The organism is Paraburkholderia sp. RCC_158 (assembly GCF_041355255.1).
GTDB lineage: Bacteria > Pseudomonadota > Gammaproteobacteria > Burkholderiales > Burkholderiaceae > Paraburkholderia > Paraburkholderia graminis.
On the sequence record NZ_JBFUPM010000002.1, the window covers coordinates 95,212 to 115,407 of the forward strand.

Annotated in this window: 16 protein-coding genes; 7 read left to right on the top strand and 9 right to left on the bottom strand. The window is 65.6% G+C overall.

Going from position 1 to position 20,196, the window contains the following annotated elements; translation table 11 throughout:
• Positions 1–355: 355 nt before the first annotated feature.
• From AB6809_RS04820 to AB6809_RS04840, 5 genes are all read right to left on the bottom strand, one after another.
• Complete coding sequence (locus AB6809_RS04820) at positions 356–865, bottom strand: disulfide bond formation protein B (RefSeq protein WP_006050218.1); 510 nt, start codon at positions 863–865, stop codon at positions 356–358.
• Between the two features lie 162 nt (positions 866–1,027).
• A complete protein-coding gene (locus AB6809_RS04825; RefSeq protein WP_029967940.1) occupies positions 1,028–2,407 on the bottom strand; it encodes an amidase in 1,380 nt (459 codons plus the stop codon).
• An 80-nt stretch (positions 2,408–2,487) separates the two neighbouring features.
• Positions 2,488–3,168, bottom strand: coding sequence for a GntR family transcriptional regulator (locus AB6809_RS04830; RefSeq protein WP_029967938.1), 681 nt, complete (start codon positions 3,166–3,168; stop codon positions 2,488–2,490).
• A gap of 77 nt (positions 3,169–3,245) precedes the next feature.
• A complete protein-coding gene (locus AB6809_RS04835; protein WP_371026049.1) occupies positions 3,246–4,607 on the bottom strand; it encodes an MFS transporter in 1,362 nt (453 codons plus the stop codon).
• Positions 4,608–4,614: 7 nt separating this feature from the next.
• A complete protein-coding gene (locus tag AB6809_RS04840) occupies positions 4,615–5,301 on the bottom strand; it encodes a DUF2848 domain-containing protein (protein WP_029967934.1) in 687 nt (228 codons plus the stop codon).
• Positions 5,302–5,482: 181 nt separating this feature from the next.
• Here AB6809_RS04840 and AB6809_RS04845 point away from each other — a divergent pair, with 181 nt between their 5' ends.
• The 3 genes from AB6809_RS04845 (at position 5,483) to AB6809_RS04855 (ending at position 10,192) form a co-directional block, all read left to right on the top strand.
• On the top strand, positions 5,483–7,240 hold the full coding sequence (locus AB6809_RS04845) for a cation:proton antiporter (RefSeq protein ID WP_029967931.1): 1,758 nt from the start codon (positions 5,483–5,485) through the stop codon (positions 7,238–7,240).
• Positions 7,241–7,368: 128 nt separating this feature from the next.
• Positions 7,369–9,012 carry a gamma-glutamyl-gamma-aminobutyrate hydrolase family protein gene (locus tag AB6809_RS04850; RefSeq protein WP_029967929.1) on the top strand — a complete coding sequence of 548 codons (1,644 nt, stop codon included), beginning with the start codon at positions 7,369–7,371 and terminating at the stop codon, positions 9,010–9,012.
• Positions 9,013–9,445: 433 nt separating this feature from the next.
• Positions 9,446–10,192: a DUF2968 domain-containing protein gene (locus AB6809_RS04855; RefSeq protein ID WP_029967928.1), complete on the top strand. Its 747-nt coding sequence runs from the start codon at positions 9,446–9,448 to the stop codon at positions 10,190–10,192.
• Positions 10,193–10,260: 68 nt separating this feature from the next.
• On the opposite strand, the gene AB6809_RS04860 is transcribed toward AB6809_RS04855, so the two are convergent.
• Both AB6809_RS04860 and AB6809_RS04865 read right to left on the bottom strand, forming a co-directional pair.
• Positions 10,261–11,847, bottom strand: a complete 1,587-nt coding sequence (locus tag AB6809_RS04860) for a hypothetical protein (RefSeq protein ID WP_371026050.1) — start codon at positions 11,845–11,847, stop codon at positions 10,261–10,263.
• A gap of 386 nt (positions 11,848–12,233) precedes the next feature.
• The gene (locus AB6809_RS04865; protein WP_029967924.1) at positions 12,234–12,767 is read right to left on the bottom strand and encodes a GNAT family N-acetyltransferase; all 534 of its coding nucleotides are present in this window, start codon (positions 12,765–12,767) and stop codon (positions 12,234–12,236) included.
• Positions 12,768–13,105: 338 nt separating this feature from the next.
• Here AB6809_RS04865 and AB6809_RS04870 point away from each other — a divergent pair, with 338 nt between their 5' ends.
• Positions 13,106–14,407 carry an MFS transporter gene (locus AB6809_RS04870; RefSeq protein ID WP_029967922.1) on the top strand — a complete coding sequence of 434 codons (1,302 nt, stop codon included), beginning with the start codon at positions 13,106–13,108 and terminating at the stop codon, positions 14,405–14,407.
• A 197-nt stretch (positions 14,408–14,604) separates the two neighbouring features.
• Here AB6809_RS04870 and AB6809_RS04875 read toward each other — a convergent pair whose 3' ends face one another.
• A complete protein-coding gene (locus tag AB6809_RS04875; protein WP_029967920.1) occupies positions 14,605–16,452 on the bottom strand; it encodes a tetratricopeptide repeat protein in 1,848 nt (615 codons plus the stop codon).
• A gap of 125 nt (positions 16,453–16,577) precedes the next feature.
• Here AB6809_RS04875 and AB6809_RS04880 point away from each other — a divergent pair, with 125 nt between their 5' ends.
• The 3 genes from AB6809_RS04880 to AB6809_RS04890 all read left to right on the top strand — a co-directional run bounded on the left by AB6809_RS04880 (position 16,578) and on the right by AB6809_RS04890 (position 19,910).
• On the top strand, positions 16,578–16,937 hold the full coding sequence (locus AB6809_RS04880) for a helix-turn-helix transcriptional regulator (protein WP_035569918.1): 360 nt from the start codon (positions 16,578–16,580) through the stop codon (positions 16,935–16,937).
• On the top strand, positions 16,934–17,995 hold the full coding sequence (locus AB6809_RS04885; protein WP_029967917.1) for a cation diffusion facilitator family transporter: 1,062 nt from the start codon (positions 16,934–16,936) through the stop codon (positions 17,993–17,995). The genes AB6809_RS04880 and AB6809_RS04885 overlap by 4 nt, the downstream gene beginning before the upstream one ends.
• Before the next feature lie 187 nt (positions 17,996–18,182).
• Positions 18,183–19,910, top strand: a complete 1,728-nt coding sequence (locus AB6809_RS04890) for an FAD-dependent monooxygenase (protein ID WP_371026051.1) — start codon at positions 18,183–18,185, stop codon at positions 19,908–19,910.
• Between the two features lie 30 nt (positions 19,911–19,940).
• Here the strand turns inward: AB6809_RS04890 and AB6809_RS04895 are convergent, their stop codons facing one another.
• Positions 19,941–20,192 (bottom strand): formate dehydrogenase subunit delta, encoded by a 252-nt coding sequence (locus tag AB6809_RS04895; protein WP_006050235.1) that lies wholly within the window; start codon positions 20,190–20,192, stop codon positions 19,941–19,943.
• Positions 20,193–20,196: the final 4 nt, after the last annotated feature.

Below are 20,196 nucleotides of genomic sequence, written 5' to 3' on the forward strand. Positions count from 1 at the left end.
CAAGCAATGAGATAAGTCCGATTTGTGTCGGATTCGTGAGGGGCGGGGAAGTTGCGTTGGGGCGCGGTGTTGCCTGCCAGGCGGTGGGCGGCGCTGCGGTGGCTGTGGCGCTCGCGGTGCGTGTGCCCGGCTTCGAAAGCGCCGGTATTTTCGCACTCGCTGACGGCGGCGCCGCGGTTCTGGCGGTGGCGGCACGCGACGCGGTGGGGAGCGGCGGTGGGCCGTGCCGGACGGCGCGCTACGGCGGCGTCGCTGCTCGGTAGGGCAGTGTGCGGTGCGGTAGCGTAGCGGGCTGCCTGGGCGAGGCCGGAGCCCAGCGGCAGCTCCAACCCCGCCCCAACCAGCGAATCCTCGCCTACGCGATCCGTCGACGATTGCGCACCAGACTCAGCGCCAGCGGCACAAAAGCCAGCACGAAGCCGACGAGCGCCCACATCGGCAGCGTGAGCCCGAGGATAGGCGGATAAGCGGTTTCGCACAGCCCCGCGACCTTGAACACGCCCGGCAGCCAGTGCGCGGGCGGCAGGCTGTCGACGATCGGCTGGAGCGCGTCGAAGCCGCAGCTAAAGCCCGGATTCGCCTGCACATACACGTGGCGGACGGCGGTCACGATGCCGGCCAGCGCCGACAGCGCAGCCATGACTTCCAGCAGACGCACGCCGCGCCAACTGTTAAAACGCGCGCCGAGGAATGCGAAGATCGCGATCAGCAGGAAGAAATAGCGCTGGATGATGCACAGCGGGCACGGGTCTTCGTGCTTGAAGTATTGCAGGTACAGTGCGCCGGCCACGAGGCCGACGCAGATCAGGCCTAGCAGGACCAGCAGGGAGCGCTCGCGGCGCAGCATCGCGTTGTCGTTGTTCATGGATCGTGTGGCTGTGTGCGTGTGTTGTGCGGCTGTTGTGGGCTGTCAGGCGGTCGTTATGGCCGTCTGTCAGCGAAAAGGGCAGGTGCCCGCGATTCTAGCGCGAACCCCCGCCCCCACGGCGCCACGCACTCAGGCGCGCTTCGATGCCGCAGGCGCGCGTCAGCGAATCGCGTTGAGCACTGCCTCGGCGCCGCGGCCGATAGCGAGCAGCGCGTCGTCGGCGTGGGGCGCGCCGGCCAGCATCAGGCCGACCGGCGCGTCGCCGCGCAGGTGGCACGGCAGCGACAATGCACACGCGTCGAGAAAATTAAACACGCCGGGGTTACGCAGGATCAGCGCGTTGGTGCGGCCGAACAGATCGTCGTCGGAAACCAGTTCGGCGACGCGCGGCGGCACCACCGGCACCGTCGGCGCGACCACCGCGTCGAAGCGCTGCCACAGCGTGCGGGCGGCTTCGGCGAGCATTGCGTCGCGCTCGGCGAGCAGGTCGAGATAGTCGGCGGCGCTCGCGGGCTGGCCCTTCAGAATGCGCACCAGCACGCGCGGATCGTATTGTTCGCGATGCTTTTCCAGCAACGGACGATGCCACGCATACGCCTCGATCGGCGAAAAGCCGAAGCGGTTGATCTCCGGCAGACGGTCGAGCGGCGCGAAGCGCACTTCGCTGACAATCGCGCCGGCCGCTTCGAGATGCTTGAGCGCGGTGTCGATGGCGGCGGCGACCGCGGGCTCGACGCCGTCGGTGACGTAGTTCGTCAGCACGCCGAGGCGCACGCCTTCGAGCGGGCGCGCGGCCGGCACGCGCGGCTCGAGGCCGGCCAGCATGCGGTCCACCAGCGCGCAACACGCCACGGAAACGCCGATCGGCCCGAACGAATCGAGCGTCGACGAAAGCGGCACGCCGCCTTGCTTCGGAATGCGCGTCGACGTCGGCTTGAAGCCGGTCAGGCCGCACAGCGCGGACGGAATGCGGATCGAGCCGCCGGTGTCGGTGCCGAGCGCGACGGCCGCCATGCCGTCCGCAACGGACGCCGCCGCACCCGACGACGAGCCGCCCGAAATCCGCTCGTCGCCTTTCACGTCGCGGCGGTACGGCGACAGCGGGTTGCCGTAGTGCGGATTGAGGCCGAGCCCGGAGAACGCGAACTCGCTCATATTGGTGCGTCCGACGATCACCGCGCCCGCCCGTTTGAGGCGCGCGACGGCCACCGCGTCCTGCTTGGCGGCGGGCGCGTCGGCCAGCACCGTCGAGCCGGCGCGGGTCGGCTGGCCTTCGATGTCGAACAGATCCTTCACCGATACCGGAATGCCCGCGAGCGGCGACAGAACCGTACCGGCGGCGCGCAGACGGTCGTGCGCGTCGGCGGCCTGGCGTGCGCCGCCGGCGTCGACGTGCATGAAGGCGACCGCGCCCTGGCCGGCCGGATCGGCGATCCGTTCGAGCGCGGTTTCGACGAGCGCGCGGCTCGTGGTCCGTCCCGCGGCGAGATCGGCGGCGAGTTGGGCAAGCGGCGGGAAGGGCGTGAATTCGGTGGCCATGATGTCGTTCGATCCGGTTGGACTGTATGAAGCCGCTTCGCTAGCGTGACTTGCAAGCGGCTGGGTCAAATGCGTGTCGATCAGATGCGGTTGAAAAGCGTCGCGCGGAATGCCTCGATATGTTTTTGCACCGAGCGGCGCGCGCCTTCGGCGTCGCGCTCGCGCAGCAGGCGGAACAGTTCGAGATGTTCGTCATGCACGTCTTCGAGATGATGCGGCTCGGACAGCGAAATGAACCAGAAGCGCAGCGAGCGCTCGTGCAGTCCGCGCAGAATGTCGGCCAGCACGGCATTGCGCGAGGCCGCCGAAATGGCCAGATGGAATTCGCGGTCGATGTCCATCATGCCTTCGATGTCGTGCGCGGCGACGCACACGGCCGAGCGTTCGAGCAGCGCCTGCATCGCGTCGTAGTCGTGCTGCTGCGCGTGGCGCGCGGCGAGTTCGACACAATAGCTTTCGTTGACGAGGCGCACGTCGATGATCGACAGCACGTCGTCGAGCGAAACCGGACGAACCATGATGCCCTTGCGCGGCATGATGGTCAGCATCCCTTCGTGCACGAGCCGGTGCAGCGCCTGGTGCACCGGCGTTCTGCCGATGCCGGTCAGCGCCATCAGCTCCGCTTCGTTGAGCACCTCGCTCGGCCGCAAACGCATCGTGATGATCTCGCGCTTGACGAACGCATACGCCTGTTCGGCGAGACTCGCGTTGGCGGTCGCTCGGGTGGGGCGCGGAGGGCGGGCGGTCTGCAAAAGCGTCATGTGAAAGAGTGCGGACTAGGTCGTCCGGGCATTGTAGAGCAAGGTTTTGTGCGCACGTGCGGGTGGCCCGTGCGCTATCAGGCGCGTCCCGGCACCGCCGTCGCTGCGTGCTCGACTTTCACGCGCGGCATCATCAGCGTGACGAGGCCGCCTACGATCAGCGCGCCCGCGATCAGCACGAGCCCGAACGTCACGCTATGCGTCGCGTCCTTCACGATGCCGAGCACATACGGGCTCACATAGCCGGCGAGGTTCGCGATCGAGTTGATCACCGCAATGCCCGCGACCGCGGCCGTGCCTTGCAGGAAGCTTGTCGACATCGACCAGAAAATGCCGAAGCCCGCCAGAATGCCGATATACGCAATCGACAAACCTGTGACCGCAAGCGGAATCGAATTCGTGACCGACGCGCTGCCGAGCAGCCCCGCCGCGCCGATGAAGCAGCACACGGCGTAATGCCAGCGGCGCTCGCCCGTCACATCCGACGAGCGGCCAATCAGAACCATGCCGATGCCCGCGGCCAGATACGGAATCGCGGTGACGAAGCCATTGCTGACGAGGTTCGTCACGCCGAGATCCTTGACGATCTGCGGCAGCCAGAACGAGAAGCCCGCATTGCCGGTGACGAGGCAAAAGTAAATCAGCGTGAGCAGCCAGAAGCGGCCCGAGCGCAACGCGACCGCGAGGCTATGCTCGGCGCCTTGCGCGGCGGCCGCGGCGTTTTCGCGCGAGAGGCGGGCGAGGATCACGCGCTTTTCATCGTCGGTGAGCCAGGCGGCTTCGGCGGGCGTGTTGCGCAAGACCGCGAGCGCCCAGAAGCCGGCGAGAATCGACGGAATGCCTTCGATCAGGAACATCCACTGCCAGCCGCGCAAGCCGTGCGCTTCGTGCAGCGCCGACATCAGAAAGCCCGACAGCGGCGCGCCGATGATGCCCGCCACCGGAATCGCGGCCATGAACACGGCGACCATCCGCGCGCGCCGGGCCGACGGAAACCAGAACGTCAGATAGAGCACCACGCCCGGCACGAGCCCGGCTTCGGCGACGCCAAGAAAAAAGCGCAGCACGTAGAACATCGTTTCGCTGCGCACGAACATCATCAGGCACGAGAGCAGTCCCCACAGCATCGTGATGCGCGCGATCGTGGCGCGAGCGCCGAACTTCTTCAGCAGCAGATTGCTCGGCACTTCGAACACGAAATAGCCGAAGAAGAAAATCCCCGCGCCGAGTCCATACGCCGCGTTGGAGAGCCCGAGGTCGCCGGTGAACTGCAGCTTCGCATAACCGATGTTGACGCGGTCCAGATACGACAGCACATAGACGAGAAACAGGAACGGCATGATGCGCCACGTGATCTTGCGGATGGCGGCGGCTTCGAGCGAGGCGTCGGTGGACGGGTCGGCGGACGGGTGCGCGGCGGACGGCGAGGGGTTGCTCATGAGTGCCTCATTCGACGATGGACAACGCGCGCACGCGATAGGCGTGGCGCAGCGTGCGGTTCAGGACGGGGTCGTGCAATTCGAGTTCGAGCGCGTCGCCGTCGGCCATGCCGACGATGCCGCCTTGCACCGCGAGCGTCCCGCAGAACATGGCCGCGCCTTCGCTAAGCGGGGCGCGCGCGAGCAGATCGGCGGCGGGCAGCAGCGACGCGACGCTGCCTTGCTGATAGACGCGCCGCTCGCCGTTCGCGAGCGCAAAGGCGCGCAATTCGAGTTGGTCCCAATGGTCGCGGACATCGTCGAAACGCCATGCATCGCGCGCGATGGGTTTCGGGCACACCTGCTTCGAGACCGTCACCCCATAGGCTTCCACTTCGCGGTCCGTGTGGTCTGAGCCGACGGTGACGAGCAGACCTTCATCCGATTGCACCAGCACGCATTCCGCTTCGCCGCTCGACTTCGTGCCGACCACGTCGATCTGTTCGGCTTGCGTGAGCAATTCGGAGCCGAGTCGATAGAAACAGGGCGTAGTGGACGGGCGCTTCACGCCCAGTTCGGCCAACTCGGCAATGTGATGCTCGATCGCGGCCTGGTCGCGGCCGGCCCAACCGGCAATCGTCAGACGGTCCACTTTGATCGACGCGGTGCGCGCGGCGCCCGAACGATCTACAACTTGAAAAGACACCTGCTGCATCACTTGGCTCCAAAGAAATATGCGGCAAATATTATTGTGATATTTCACAGGCGTCCAGCGTGTCAAAAACATTTGCAACTCGGACGAGCGAGGTGTCGCGCTTTATTGGGCGCGGGTTCGACGATGAGCGCGCGTTTGTTACACTCTTCGCTGACATTACTTTTTGTAAGGGATCGGGCGCATGCATGAAGGCATCGGCTTCATTCAGGATCTGGCGGTCGTGATGGCGCTCGCCGGCGTCGTCACGGTGCTGTTCCATCGCCTGAAGCAGCCGGTGGTGCTCGGCTATATCGCGGCGGGCGTGATCATCGGGCCGTACACGCCGCCGTTTCAGTTGATCCACGACGAACAGACCATCAAGACGCTCGGCGAACTCGGTGTCGTTTTCCTGATGTTTTCGCTCGGTCTCGAATTCAGTCTGCGCAAGCTGTTCAAGGTCGGCGCGACTGCGATCGTTGCGGCGCTTTCCGAAATCGTGCTGATGTTGTGGCTCGGCTATGAGATCGGCAGCGCGTTCGGCTGGAGCCCGATGGATTCGCTGTTCCTCGGCGCGATACTCGCGATTTCGTCGACGACGATCATCGTCAAGGCGCTATCCGAACTCGGCCTGAAGCGCGAGAGTTTTGCGCAGCTCGTGTTCGGCATTCTGATCGTCGAGGACATTCTCGCCATCGCGATGCTGGTGCTGCTCTCCGGCATCGCGCAGACGGGGGAGTTGAGCGCGGGCGTCGCCGTCGTCACGCTCGGCAAGCTGCTGCTGTTCATGACGGTGTCGCTGGTGGTCGGCATTCTCGTCGTGCCGCGGGCGCTCAACTACGTGGCGCGCGCCCGCAGCGACGAGATGCTGCTCGTCGCCGTGCTCGGCTTCTGCTTCGGCTTCTGTCTGCTCGTCGTCAAGCTCGATTACAGCATTGCGCTGGGCGCGTTTCTGATCGGCGCGATCATGGCCGAGTCGCGGCATCTGCATCGCATCGAGCATCTGATCGCGCCGCTGCGCGATGCGTTTTCCGCGATCTTCTTCGTGACCATCGGCCTGATGCTGAACCCGGCCGTGCTCGTCGACTACGCGTGGCCGATCGCGGTGATCACGGTCGCGGTGATCGTCGGCAAGATCGTGTCGTGCGGGCTCGGCACTTTTCTCGCGGGCAAGGACGGACGCACGGCGATGCGCGTCGGCATGACTGTTTCGCAGATCGGCGAGTTCTCGTTCATCATCGCGTCGCTTGGTTTGACGCTCAAGGTGACGAGCGCGTTTCTGTATCCGATCGCGGTCGCTGTCTCGGCGCTCACCACGTTATTCACGCCGTATCTGATTCGCGCCGCCGATCCGCTGACGCGCCGTTTGGCTCACGCTATGCCGCGCACGCTGGTCAACGTGTTCGGCATGTATAGCCAATGGCTCGGCAGCCTGAGCACCGGAAGCGGGGAGCCGACGCTTTTCAGCATGACGCGGCGAATCATCCTGCAGATCGCGGTGAATCTGGCACTGGTCGCTGCGATCTTTCTGATGGTGTCCTACGGCGCGCCTTACATCAGCAGCTTGCTGACGCACTGGATCAGCGCCGAGCCGATGCAGCGTGTGGTGCTGTGGAGCGCCGCCTTGCTTGTGTCGATGCCGTTTCTCGTGGCGGTTTATCGCAAGACCAAGTCGCTCGCGTTGCTGCTTGCGGAAGTGAGCGTGCAGCCGGCGACGGCGGGGCGCTTCACGAGCGCGCTGCGCTATGCGATCTCCGATCTGGTGCCGGTGGTTTGCATGGTCGGCGTGTTTTTGCTCGTGGCCGCGCTGTCGGGCGGGATTCTGCCGCCGACCGGTCTGCTCGCCGTCGTGCTGATCTGCGCGGCGCTGCTGCTCGCGCTTGTCTGGCGCTGGTGCGTGAAGATTCACGCGGCTATGCAAATCGCGCTGCGCGAAACTTTCGACGAACAGCCTGATCCTTAAGTTTGACGGCAGTGGGCGGCGCGGCCGGACAATGTGAGCAATTGTGTGCGCGTTTGCCCGGTCCGGCACGCTGGCGGATAATCAGGGCATATTCATTCGTTCGCGTGGAAGGCGCCCCTCCGACAGTCATGAGCGAAAACAAACCTGAAAACGCCGGTCAAGCCGGTGGAACTTCGACATCTTCGGTGACGGCGGGGATGGCGGGAACACCTGGAACGCCGGGGACTTCGGCAACGTCGGGAACGCCCGCGACGTCCGCAACGCCTGGCACCACAACAACGCCTGGTCAAGCGCCCGCCGAACCGGCGGCTTCCTTGCCCCTCTCGCATGAAGATGCCATTCAGTCGCCGGTGAAAGACCCTGTGACTTCCACTGCGGTGTCATCCTCATCGACGGCGGGGCGTGCGGCGGCTCTTTCGTCCGGGGGCGGCGCATCGGTGTCATCGCCGATTTCCGCGCCTCCAGGCTCGTCCGAAGCCGCGGCGAGGTCGTCGACGGACGCTCCCGAAAGCGCGTCCACGGTGACGCCCGTCGACAGGCGCACGGCCCAGCAACGCGACGCCGCCGAAGCGCGCAGTGCCGCTGCGGCGTCGGTCGCGAAGCAGGAAGCAGCCGTCCACGAACGCGATGCGCGCACGACGCGCGGCCGCGACGCCGCGTCGTCCATTCCTCCCGCGCCGCCCACGCAGTCTTCACAGCCTCGCGGCGCGGCGCCGCTCACGAGCGAACCGATCGAAGGCGAACTGATCACCTCGACCGACGAAGTCCTCGACGCCGAGGCCACCACGGCGTCCACCGCGCGTCCCGCCGGCTCGCCGCCGCCGGGCTTCGGCGCGGCGCCCGACTTCAGCGCGACCAATCCGCCGCCGCCGAATGCATTGCCGCCTTCGCCGCCGCGCTATCTGAAGCAGACGGATTCGGCGTGGTCGGTGTTCGGCCGCATCATCGCGGCGCGCGCGCGGCAGCTATTCGACCGTGCCGGCCAGCGGATCACGCAGCGCACGCTGCGCATCGGCGTATCGGCGCGCATCTTTCACCCCGAGCCCGGCGCGAAAGGGCTGCGCGGCAAGACGCTGCAATACCTCGAGGAATCGATTGCACATTGGGTGATGTCGCGCGACGTGCTCGTATTCATGATTCCGACGGTCGGGCACCAGGGCATGCTGCATCCGAGCAATATCCGTTTGCGCGATTACGCGAAGCATCTCGACGGGCTGCTGCTGCAAGGCGGCGCGGACGTGTCGCCGCAGTCGTATGCGGAAGCGGCGACACGTCCCGAATGGCCCGGCGACCGCGTGCGCGACATGTACGAGCTGGAACTGCTGCATGAATTCATCGAGTCGGGCAAGCCGGTGCTCGGCGTGTGCCGCGGCTGCCAGCTCATCAACGTGGCGTTCGGCGGCACGCTGTATCAGGACATTGCGACCGATGTGCCGACCGCGGGCGCGCACGTCAACGAAGATTACGATCAGCACCGCCATGCGATCCATTTCCCGGACGGGTCGACGCTCGCGAACATGTTCCCCGCGCGGCGCGATGTGATCGTCAATTCGATCCACCATCAGGCGGTCAAGACGCTCGGCCGCGATCTGAATATCGAGGCGGTGTCGGCGTCCGACGGCATCATCGAAGCCGTGCGCTATCGGCGCGCGCCTTTCGTGATGGGCGTGCAGTGGCATCCGGAGTTTCATCGCGCGGGCGGGCCGGAGTTGCTGGATTGCACGCCGCTGCTCGATACTTTCTTGCGGGTGGCGCGGGAAACGCGGTTTTAGGCGAGGCGCCGTAGCTGCATCCAGCCTGCGCGTCTGCGCTCGTCGCCGCTTACGCGGCACGCCCCGCGCGCCGACGGATATCCTGGCCGTTGGGCCGCGCGGCTATGCGACGTGACCTGATCGGATCGCGGCTCGGCCACTAGAAAATCTGATTCGTTTCGAGGCGCTACTGTCCAGGTGGCGCCTCGGTTTTTTATGCCGTTGACGGTTATTTACACATCTTGTTTTTGACCGCCCCGAGTCGGGCGATTAGCGCTTTTCTCACATCCGGCTCTCTTCAGATTTCGCGATAAGCGTCTTTGTCGACTAATTCGGACACCATAGTTTTATCTCGATTTAAAGTCCAATTTTGCGACGCTTCAATGCTTCGCTTAAGCACAAATCCGCGCGATAATTCAAGGCTGTTTTTTGGATCCGCATGGAGCATGCAGATATGAAGCACCCCTTATTGGTACGGCGCGCCCTGCTGCTCGCGGCGTCGTGTCTGCTGTTGCAGCATGGCGGGTCTGTGCTTGCCGCGCAAGGCGAAGAGGCCGCGCCGATCGTCGGCACGCGGCCGGCTCTCAATACGCTGACGCCGCAGCCTGTCGCCGACGCGCTGCGCGATGCGGCGTCGGGTTCATCGGCGGCGTCGTCGTCGGCTTCGGTTTCGGCGTCGTCGTCGGCCGAAGTGCAAGGCAATGTCGCCGAGTTGATGCAGATGATTCAGGACACGAAGCTGAGCGAACTGCGCACCACTTACAACGGCAGCTATGGCGCGAGCCTGTTTTTCTATCCACGCGAGTTGACGTACTACGTCGCGTTGTTTCAGAACAAGCATTTCTGGCGGGTGATCAAGTCGGCGGATGCGGGCCGGGCCGAGGCGATTTACGCGGGCTTCGCGCAGCAAACCGCGCAGCTTGCCGAGGTCGAGATTCGCCGCACGCAGTTGCAGGCGCAGAAGCTGTACATCGAAGACGTTATTGCGTTGTCAGAAGACCGGGCGAAGCGCCTGCAAGCCGATCTGGAAGTCGCGCGCACACAGCAGGCGAAGGTCAACGACTATCAGCGCCAGACGCAGGACGAAGCAGCCGCGTTGCGTGAAGAGAAGGAACGCGCACAGGCGCAACTGCGGCAGGTGCAAGGGCAGGTCATGCTATTGCAACGGCAGATGGAGATGGGTCTGCCAGGCCAGAAGTAAAGGCGCGGTTGGAGTGCGAAAAAACCCGGCTTGGATAGCCGGGTTTTTTTATGGCGCGCGTTGCAGGGCTATCGAGTGAATTGGTCGGGGACTTCGGTCACGCGGCGCTGCGAGAGTCGGTTTATCCATTGCGGGCTGGTGTTCGGCGATGGATTCGCGGATGAGGGTGGTTGGGGTTGTTGCGCTTGTTGCGCCGGTTTCGCTTGTTGCGCAGGCTGCGCCGGTTTCGGCTCCTGCGCTTGCTGGATCGGTTTCGCCTGCTGCGCTTGTTGGATGCGTTGTGCGTCCTGGGCGTCTCGCGGGTGCTGAGCGTCTTGGGCCTGTTGGGCGTCCTGCGCCGGCTTCGCCTGTTGCGCAGGTTGCACTGGTTTGGCCTGCTGCGTTTGTTGCGCCGGTTTCCCCCGTTGCGCTTTTTCTATGGGTTGCGCGTCTTGAGCGTCTCGGCGGCGTTCGGCGTCTCGGGCCTGTTGGACTTCTTCCGCTACTTGCGACCATTGCGCCGACTGCGCCATTTGCGCCGCTTGCGCGCGACCGCTGCTACCGACGCCCGCGCTCATGTCCATCGACGCGTAATCGTGCGTGCCCAACTGCGCCGGCCGAAGCGGTGAGTATGCACCCGCAACGGACGGCTTGACGATCGTTCGCGGCGCGGTCGCTTGCGCTGCGATGCTCGACGCGTCGACGGCTGCATACCGCCGATGGCTCACCGCGGCGCCATCTGCAAGATGCCGTTGCATGTCCACATGACGACCGTCTTTCCTTGCAGCAAGCTGGTCGCGTGCGCGTGTGATCGACCTGTCTGCTGACATGCGCCGCTCGATAGGTTTTGCTGTTTCCGGGCGTCCAGCGGTCGCGCCGACGACAATGCCTCGGCCCGCTTCCGGCACCGACGCGGCGTGCGCAAGCTGCGTCGCGGAAGCTGCACTCGCGGGCTTCGCGCGCACGGCTTCGTGGGTCTTGTTGGAACTGTCGGCGCCGCGGCGCAACGGAGTTTGCGCAGCCATCGTGTTGGGGACGGCAACGGCTCCTTCCGCGGATTTCATGTCGTGACCGTTGCGCGGATGCGAGGCGCCGTCATGGGTGGCCATCCACGTAAGCAGTGCCGCGCCGCTCACAGCGCAGACGCCGCCCGAGAGCGCCCACCGCGGCGGGAATAGCGCGCGAGGCGCGCGCTGTGCGGCTTCTGAAGGATGTGTTGTCTCGGTTGCGCAAGCATCCGGCGAAACGGCAGCTTGTGCGAAAGGCAATGCGTCGGCGAGCACCGGCGCATCCGTCCAAGCTGGACCCACCGGCGGCACCAAATCCACCGAGCGCGCAGAAGCCACCGAAGCCACCGAAGCCACCGAAGCCACCGAAGCCACCCCCCACGGAACCTCCAACGCCTCTACCTCCACCCCTTCGCCAATCCGCGACGCCCCCTCGCCACCCACCGACCCCGCACCCATCGCAGCCACCGCATCCCCACGCCGACCCTCCGGCGCCACCCATCGACAAAACGAGCGAATCGGCTGCTGGCTCAAATCAAACGTTTCGAGGACCGCGCGGTACAGCCCGTGTAGCCCCCTGTCCAGCGAATAGCATGGCGCGAGCAAGGTCCAGCCGCGGCCAAATGGCGCCGGCACATCATTGAACGGGCGCGAGCGCGGCAACGCCATCGCGCCTTCGACTACGGTTAACGGTGTGGTGGACATCGCTCTCTTGCAGCGCCTCGGGGAGGGACGCCGCCTGGGCATCCGTGGGTCGGTGACGAGGGGCTCGGCGCGCTACGCAAAAACGCTACGCAAAAACATCACGCGAAAGCGCCTCGCGCGTGCATGCGAGGGCAACAGCGCAGAGGCGCAGCAACCCACCAACACGCGCTCGCACGCATGCGGAAGGACGCATCGGCGCCGTGCGTGGAAAGCCATCGTCGGGAAGAGAAGATGATGCGCTGGAATGAAACGCCGTAACGCTCGGAAGCTTCGCAAAGTACCTGCGGATACTTCCTGGATCCGCGCTAACGGACACGACAGACGCCGATCAAACGCAGATCAAACGCGGATCAAACGCCAGCCCCGTCCAATCGATAAACATAACGCAGCGCGGTGATGTCCACGCCGCCCATGCGGTCCGGTTCCGCGCCGGCGAACTGCCAGCCTTGCCGCTCATAAAAGCCGATCGCGGGCATATTGCCTTCGAGCACATACAGATGCAGCTGCGTCTCACCTTGCGTACGAGCCCAGTCTTTGGCGGCGCGCATCAACAGCTTCCCGACGCCGATTCCCTGGTAGCCCGGCAGTGCGTGAAGGTTGTCGAGCAGCACGCCCCACGCGGACTCCGGCTGACGCTCGACACACACGAAGCCGATCGGCTTATCGTCCAGCACCGCGATCAGCACGATGCGGCGCTCGCCGCCCGGCGCGCGCATGCGCGCCTGCCACCAGTCCGCGCGTTCCTGCGCGACCTCGCCGTCGAGAAAAGCGTCGGGCAGCAGGCCACGGTAAGTGGCGCGCCAACTCGTGGTGTGAATCGACGCGATGAGCGCGGTGTCGGCGACGGTGGCGGTGCGCAGCGACAAGGCAGGGGCGGTCTGCATGAGAGGCATGGGAAGCGTGGGACGGGTGGGAACGGCATCGACGGGAATGGCTGAATCGCAATTTTAGCGGCCGCCCGCCGCCGGGCCGGCTGTAATGAAAATGTAGGGAATACGCAACAGTGCCATCGACGGTAACATGTGGCGGCGCGGCTCCCGGCGGTTCACAACGTTTACCCTGATACCGCTCCAGCGCCTTCGCTTGCAAAATGCTGCGCCCCTCGGCGCGGCGCTATCCGCAGCGGCCGTTTGCCTGTGGCATCCGCCAGTTCGACAAGGCGGCCCGTTTCAACTGCCAGATCGCCGTCGTTCGCGCGGCGTGGGCTTATCAGAGAACGTCAATGTCAACAGCGTCCCACGCTATTTCTTCGTCGGAAGAATCCAAGGTCAAGACAGTGTTCCGCGTGGTCAGCGGCAACTTTCTTGAGATGTACGACTTCATGGTCTACGGCTACTACGCGTCCGCGATCGCCAAGACCTACTTTCCGAGCGGCAGCGAATTTGCGTCGCTGATGCTCTCGCTGTCCGTGTTCGGCGCGGGCTTCCTGATGCGGCCACTCGGCGCGATCGTCCTCGGCGCGTACATCGATCATCATGGCCGGCGCAAGGGGCTCATTCTCACGCTCGGCCTGATGGCGCTCGGCACGCTCACGGTGGCGTCCATTCCAGGCTACGCGACGATCGGCGTGCTCGCACCGGTGCTCGTGCTGTTCGGCCGGCTGCTGCAAGGCTTTTCCGCGGGCGTCGAACTCGGCGGCGTGTCGGTGTATCTGTCGGAAATTGCCACCAAGGGAAACAAGGGCTTCTATTGCGCGTGGCAGTCGGGCAGCCAGCAGGTCGCCGTGGTGTTCGCCGCGCTGATCGGCGTGATGCTCAACAAGACGCTGCCCGCCGACCAGATGAGCGCATGGGGCTGGCGCGTGCCGTTTTTGATCGGCTGCCTGATCGTGCCGTTCCTGTTCATAATCCGCCGTTCGCTGAAGGAAACCGCGGAGTTCTCCGCGCGCAAGCATCGTCCGGGCATGGGCGAGATCATGAAGAGCATGGCCGCGAACTGGGTCACGGTGCTGGGCGGCATGGGCATGGTCATCATGACGACGGTGTCGTTCTACATGATCACCGCTTACACGCCGACGTTCGGCAAGGAAGTGCTGAAGCTGTCGGCGATCGACACGCTCGTCGTCACCGTGTGTATCGGCCTGTCGAATCTGATCTGGTTGCCGCTCGCGGGCGCGCTGTCGGATCGCATCGGCCGTCGTCCGGTGCTGCTGGCTTTTACCGCGCTGACCATTGTGAGCGCTTATCCGGCGCTGCAATGGCTCGTCGCCGAGCCGTCGTTCGCGCGTCTGCTCACGGTCGAGCTGTGGCTGTCGTTCCTGTACGGCAGCTACAACGGCGCAATGGTCGTCGCGCTGACCGAAGTGATGCCGGTCGAAGTGCGCACTGCGGGCTTTTCGCTGGCCTACAGTCTCGCGACGACGATCGGCGGCTTCACGCCCGCCATTTCGACGCTGCTGATTCATTCCACCGAAAACAAGGCGGCGCCGGGTCTCTTCCTCGGCGTGGCGGCGATCTGCGGACTGATCGCGACGCTCGTGTTGTACCGCACGCCTGAATCGCGCAATCAATACAAGGGCGCGTGATGCGTGGCGCGCGCTGACGCCTGCTGCGGCATCGGCGCATAAAAGAAAACCCCGCGCTCGACGGAACGCGGGGTCGCATTGAGATGGTCATTAAAACCCTGCACGCGAGCTTCGCTGCAGGGTTTTTGTTTGTTTGCCTGACTCGCGATTTTCGCGCGGATTCAACGCTTGTTCAGCGCTTTGTTCACCGCGCGACGCTAGCCGCGGCGCAGTTCTTCCGCGACGGCTTCCACCACTTCCCGCCAGGCACCCGGCCGCGGCTGGCGCACCAGCTTCGCGCTGGCGTACCACGGGCTGCGCGCGTCGTCGTGACACCAGCGCCAGTCGGGCGCGAACGGCAGCATCAGCCACAGTGGCTTGCGAAGCGCGCCGGCGAGATGCGCAATCGACGTATCGATCGACACCACTGCATCGAGCCGTTCGATGATCGCCGCCGTATCCGCGAAGTCGCCGATCCGCTCGTCGAACCGATGAATCGACCCGGCGCGCGGATGCCCGTCGAGCGCCGCGCGTTCTTCGGCGCTGAGGTGAGGCTGCAGCACAATCCAGTCGATGCCTTCGAGCGCGAAAAGCGGCTCGAGCGCGGCGAGCGGCATCGAACGCGTTTCGTTTTGCTGGATGCGCCCGGACCACGCGAGCCCGATCTTACGCTTCGCCTGGCCGCCGATCGAACCGCGCCATTTGCGCCGATACGCGGGCGGCGCGCTCAAATAAGGCGTGCGCTCGGGAATCGTGGCGAACGTCGTGCCGAGCGCGAGCGGCAAGCTGAGCAACGGGCATTGGATGTCGGCGGCGGGACGCGGCGCGCCTCGCGCGATGAGCGTCACGCGCCAGGCTTCCGCGACCGGCGCGAGCAGCGGCAGCAACGGTGGCTGCACTTCTAGCACGACGCGCGCCGCACGCTGCGCGGCGAGCGGGACGAAGCGCACGAACTGCAGCGTATCGCCGAAACCCTGTTCCGCGTGGATCAGCAGCGTGCGCTGCGCGGCCGGCTCGCCGTGCCAGCGCGGCACGGTCTCGATGGCCGGTTCGGCGACGGTTTGCAGACGCCATTCGTATTCCGGCAGGCCGCGCGCGAAATCGCCCAACGCGAGCCACGCGAGCGCGCGGTTCATATGCGCGGACGCGAGATCGGGCTGCAAGCGCAACGCCTGATCGAATGCGCGCAGGGCAGTGGCGTGCGCGCCCAGCGCCTGGTGCGCGGTGCCGAGACTCAGCCAGGCGAGCGCGAATTGCGGATCGAGCCCGACCGAGCGTTCGAGATACGGTATCGCCTCCGTGTGGCGCCCGAGCGCGGCCAGCGCATTGCCCATGCCGTAGATGGCGGGCGGCAGGTTCGGCTGCAACGCGAGCGCCGCTTCGAACGACGCGACGGCTTGCGCGTGGCGGCCGGTGGCGTCGAACGTATTGGCGAGGTTGAAATGCGCGGCGACGAAGCGCGGCTCGGCGGCCAACGCGGCCTTGAAGCAGGGAATCGCTTCGTCTGCGCGGCCGAGCGCATTGAGCGACATGCCCATGTTGTTCAGCGCGCCCGCGTGTCCGGGGCGCAGCTCGAGCGTGCGCCGGAACGACGCGATGGCTTCCTCGTGACGCCCGAGCGCGTGCAGCGCGTTGCCGAGATTGTTGTGCGACGACGCGTCGTCCGGTTGCAGGTGCAACGAACGGCGGAACGCGTCCGCGGCGTCCTCGTGACGGCCCGTCGCCGCATACGCGTTGCCGAGGTTGTAGTGCGCCATCGGGAACGACGGCGCGAGCGTCAGCGCGTTGCGGAACTGGTCGATGGCCTCGTCGATCTGGCCGAGGGCCTTCAGCGCGTTGCCGAGGTTCAGCTGCAGCGCGGCGTCTTGCGGGCGCAGGTTGACCGCGCGCCGCACCAGCTCGGCGGCTTCGGCGTGCTGGCCCTGCTGATGGCGCAGCACGCCCAGCAGATGCAACGCGTCGACGTGCGCGGGATTGCCGTCGAGCGTCGCGCGGTAGCCGCGTTCGGCGTCGTCGAGGCGGCCGTCACGATGCGCCGCGAAAGCGCGGTCAAATACAGGTTGCATGACGGGGGATGGTAGTCGGGTGAGGCAGAGGCCGCATTTTCCCACACTCGCGGAGGCTCGCTCCGGTTTGACCCGTTGCGCGGCTTTCGCTTAACCTGTGAATACCTGTTCATATGTACGCTGCCATGATTCCTGCTACGGTCTCTGCGCCATCGCCTGCGGGCTTCGAGCCGCACGCGGCAAAAAGCGTCGCGCCGCTCGCCGATCTGTTTCGCCTGCTCGGCGATCCGACGCGGCTGCGCATCGTGCTCGCTTGCGTCGACGGCCGGCGCGCGGTCGGTGCGATTGCCGACGAGCTCGGTTTGTCGCCGTCGCTTGTGAGTCATCATTTGCGGCTGTTGCGCGCGGCGCGGATCGTGCGGGCGCAGCGGCAGGGCAAACAGGTTTTCTATTTCGCCGCCGATCGCCACATCAGCGCGATGCTGGCCGGCATGCTTGAACACGTCGCCGAGCCTACCAGTGACGACGCATTGGATCTGCCATGAAGACAATCGAAGAAAGAGAAGATGGGCAACAGGACACGCACAGTCACAGTCACGGTCACGGCGAACACCACCACCACGACGACCACGGCCACAACCACGGCCACAACCACGGCACACACCACTCGCACTCACACAGCCACGACCACAGCCACGGCCATCATCATCACCACGCGCCCGTAGCCGGCCACGGCTTCGCGTTCGCGCTGGCCGTCGCGCTGAACGTCGCGATCGTCGTGATCCAGGCCGTGTACGGCGTGCTCGCGCATTCGACCGCGCTGCTCGCCGACGCCGGCCACAATCTCTCCGACGTGCTCGGCCTGCTGCTCGCATGGGGCGCCGCCTGGCTCGCGACACGCCGTCCTTCCGCGCGCTACACGTTCGGCTACGGCAGTTCGTCGATTCTCGCGTCGCTGGCGAATGCGGCGCTGCTGCTGTTCGCGTGCGGCGTGATCGTCGCGGAGGCCATCGACCGGCTGATGAACCCCGCGCCCGTCGCGGGCCTCGCGGTGTTCGTCGTCGCAGCGGTGGGCATGGTCGTCAACGGACTGTCCGCGTGTCTCTTCATGCGCGGGCAGAAGGAAGACCTCAACATCCGCGGCGCCTTTCTGCACATGGCCGCCGACGCCGGCGTGTCCGCGGCGGTCGCGATCAGCGGCCTCGTGATTCTCTACACCAACTGGACGTGGCTCGACCCGCTGATGAGCCTGCTCGTGGTCGCGGTTGTCGTCTACGGTACGTGGGGTCTGTTGCGCGACTCGGTGCGCCTCGCGCTCAATGCGGTGCCCTCGGGCGTCGATGTCGAGCGCATCCGCGACTATCTCGCGGATCAGCCCGGTGTCGAGGACGTGCACGATCTGCACATCTGGGCGCTGTCCACCACCGGCAACGCGCTCAGCGCGCATCTCGTGATGCCGGCGGGCCATCCCGGCGACGAGCGGCTCGACGGCATCGTGCTCGCGTTGCGCGAACGGTTTTCGATGCAGCACGCGACGCTGCAAGTGGACCTCGGCACGACCGATCATCGTTGCGCGATGGAGCATCCGCACACTGCGCGCTGAAGCACGCGACGAAAGCGCGCATTCATGCGTCACGCGTCGCCAACGTACATCGCGGAACACGCAAGCGCGGACGGCCGCCGCGAGCCCGACCGCTATGCGCGATACGCCTCGCATCCGATGCAGCCCGCCGTCCGGCGCGCGGGCGCGGGTTGTACACTAGAGCGCACTGTGGTCTGCGGAGTTTCGCATGAACGCTGCTGCTAATAATGCGTCGCCGGTGCTGATCGTCGGGGCGGGGCCGACCGGGCTCGCCGCCGCCATGAGTCTCGCGCGCGCTCACATTCCCGTGCGTCTCATCGACCGCGCGATGCAGCCGAACCCGTATTCGCGGGCCATCGGCATTCAGGCGCGCACGCTTGAACTGCTGGAGCAGCATCGGCTGGCCGAACGGTTTCTCGAACTCGGCCATCGCGCGCGCGTCGCCAATCTGTTTTCGAACGGCATGCGCCTTGCGCAGCTCAACTTCGATCCGCTGCACACGCGCTATCCGTATCTGCTGTTTCTCGATCAGTCGGTGACCGAGCGTTTGCTCACCGAGCATCTCGCGACGCTCGGCGTGACGATCGAGCGCGGCGTCGAACTCACGATGTTCTCGCAAGGCTCGGTCGGCGTTCAGGCGACGCTGCGGCGCGCCGACGGCCACACGGAAACGCTGCGTCCGTCCTACATGATCGCCGCCGATGGCGCGCACAGCGCGATCCGCCACGGGCTCGGCCTGAACTTCGTGGGCAAGACGTCGGAGCAGACCTTTCTGCTCGCCGATGTTCATGCCGAAACCGATTGGCCCGACGACGAATTTCACATCTTCGCTTCAGGCGAAGGTCTCGTTGCACTGTTTCCGATGGGACACGGCCGGCATCGTCTGATCGCGGATCACGCCGTCGAGCCGACGCCGGCCGCTGCCGCGCCGCTCTCGCCGGTGGTGCTCGGCGAGCCGCCGCTCGCACGCGTGCGCGCGCCGTCGCTCGACGAATGCAAGGCGCTCGTTGCGAGGCGCGTGCATGAACGCGTCGACGTATCCGAGCTTGCGTGGTCCTCGTACTTCCATGTGAACAGCCGGATGGTGGAGCGCCTGCGCGTCGGGCGCGTGTTCCTTGCCGGCGACGCCGCGCATGTGCACAGCCCGGCCGGCGCGCAAGGCATGAACACGGGCATCCAGGAAGCGTTCAATCTCGGCTGGAAGCTCGCGCGCGTATTTAAGGGTGCCGCGCCCGATCGCCTGCTCGACACCTACCATATCGAGCGGCATCCGATCGAGCGCGACGTGCTGCGGCAAACCGGCTTTATCACGCAGATGGCCGAGGCAGATCACGGTCCGCTCAAGCTGCTGCGCGAGCGGGTGATGCCGGTTCTTGCCGCGCTCGGTCCGCTGCGCGACGCCGCGCGGCTCACGATCAGCGAGTTGTCGATCCAGTACCGGCGCAGTCCGCTGACGCTCGAGCGCGTGCTCGACGGTGGGCCGCGCGCGGGCGAACGCGCGCCGGATGCGGTCGTGCATGTGGTCGACGGTCCGCTTGGGCGAGCGCCCGGCATTGGCTGTATTTACGATCTGCACGACCCGGCGTTTTTCTCGCTGTTTCTGCTCGTGCCGCCGTTGCCCGCCGACGACAAACCGCTCGATCCCGACGCCAAACACGCGCCGCCGGCCGACGCCGAACTCGAGCGGCTGACGGCCGACATGGAGAAGCTATTGGAAGGGGCGGTGCGCATCTGGCGCGTGACGGACACAAGCGGCGACGGCGGGCCGTCGCTGGCCGAATCGTATGGACGCACGCGGCCGTCGTTTTATCTGCTGCGGCCCGACGGCTACATCAGCGCGCGCGGACGCACAGGCTCCGATCTGAACGGCCTGCTGCGGCACTGTGAAGCGTGGTTCACCGTCGATGGACAGATACCGGAGCAGACGGCCGTGTGAGACGGCCGTCATGCACCCGTCACGCACTCATCACGCGATGGAAGGCTCAGCGGGCGTCAGACGCTCGCGGTTCTTCACGAGCGCTTCCTTCACGATTGCCGACATCTCGATGCCGCCCGCCTGCGGCGCATCGAGCGCTGCGAGCAGCGCGCGCCGCATGCGCGGCTCCCAGAAGCGGCGGATATGGTCGGCGACACCGGTGATGGCTTCTTCGCGATCCGGCATCGAATCGAAAAAATCGCCGATGCGGTTCGCCATGTCGATCAGATTCTGAGTGTCCATCGTC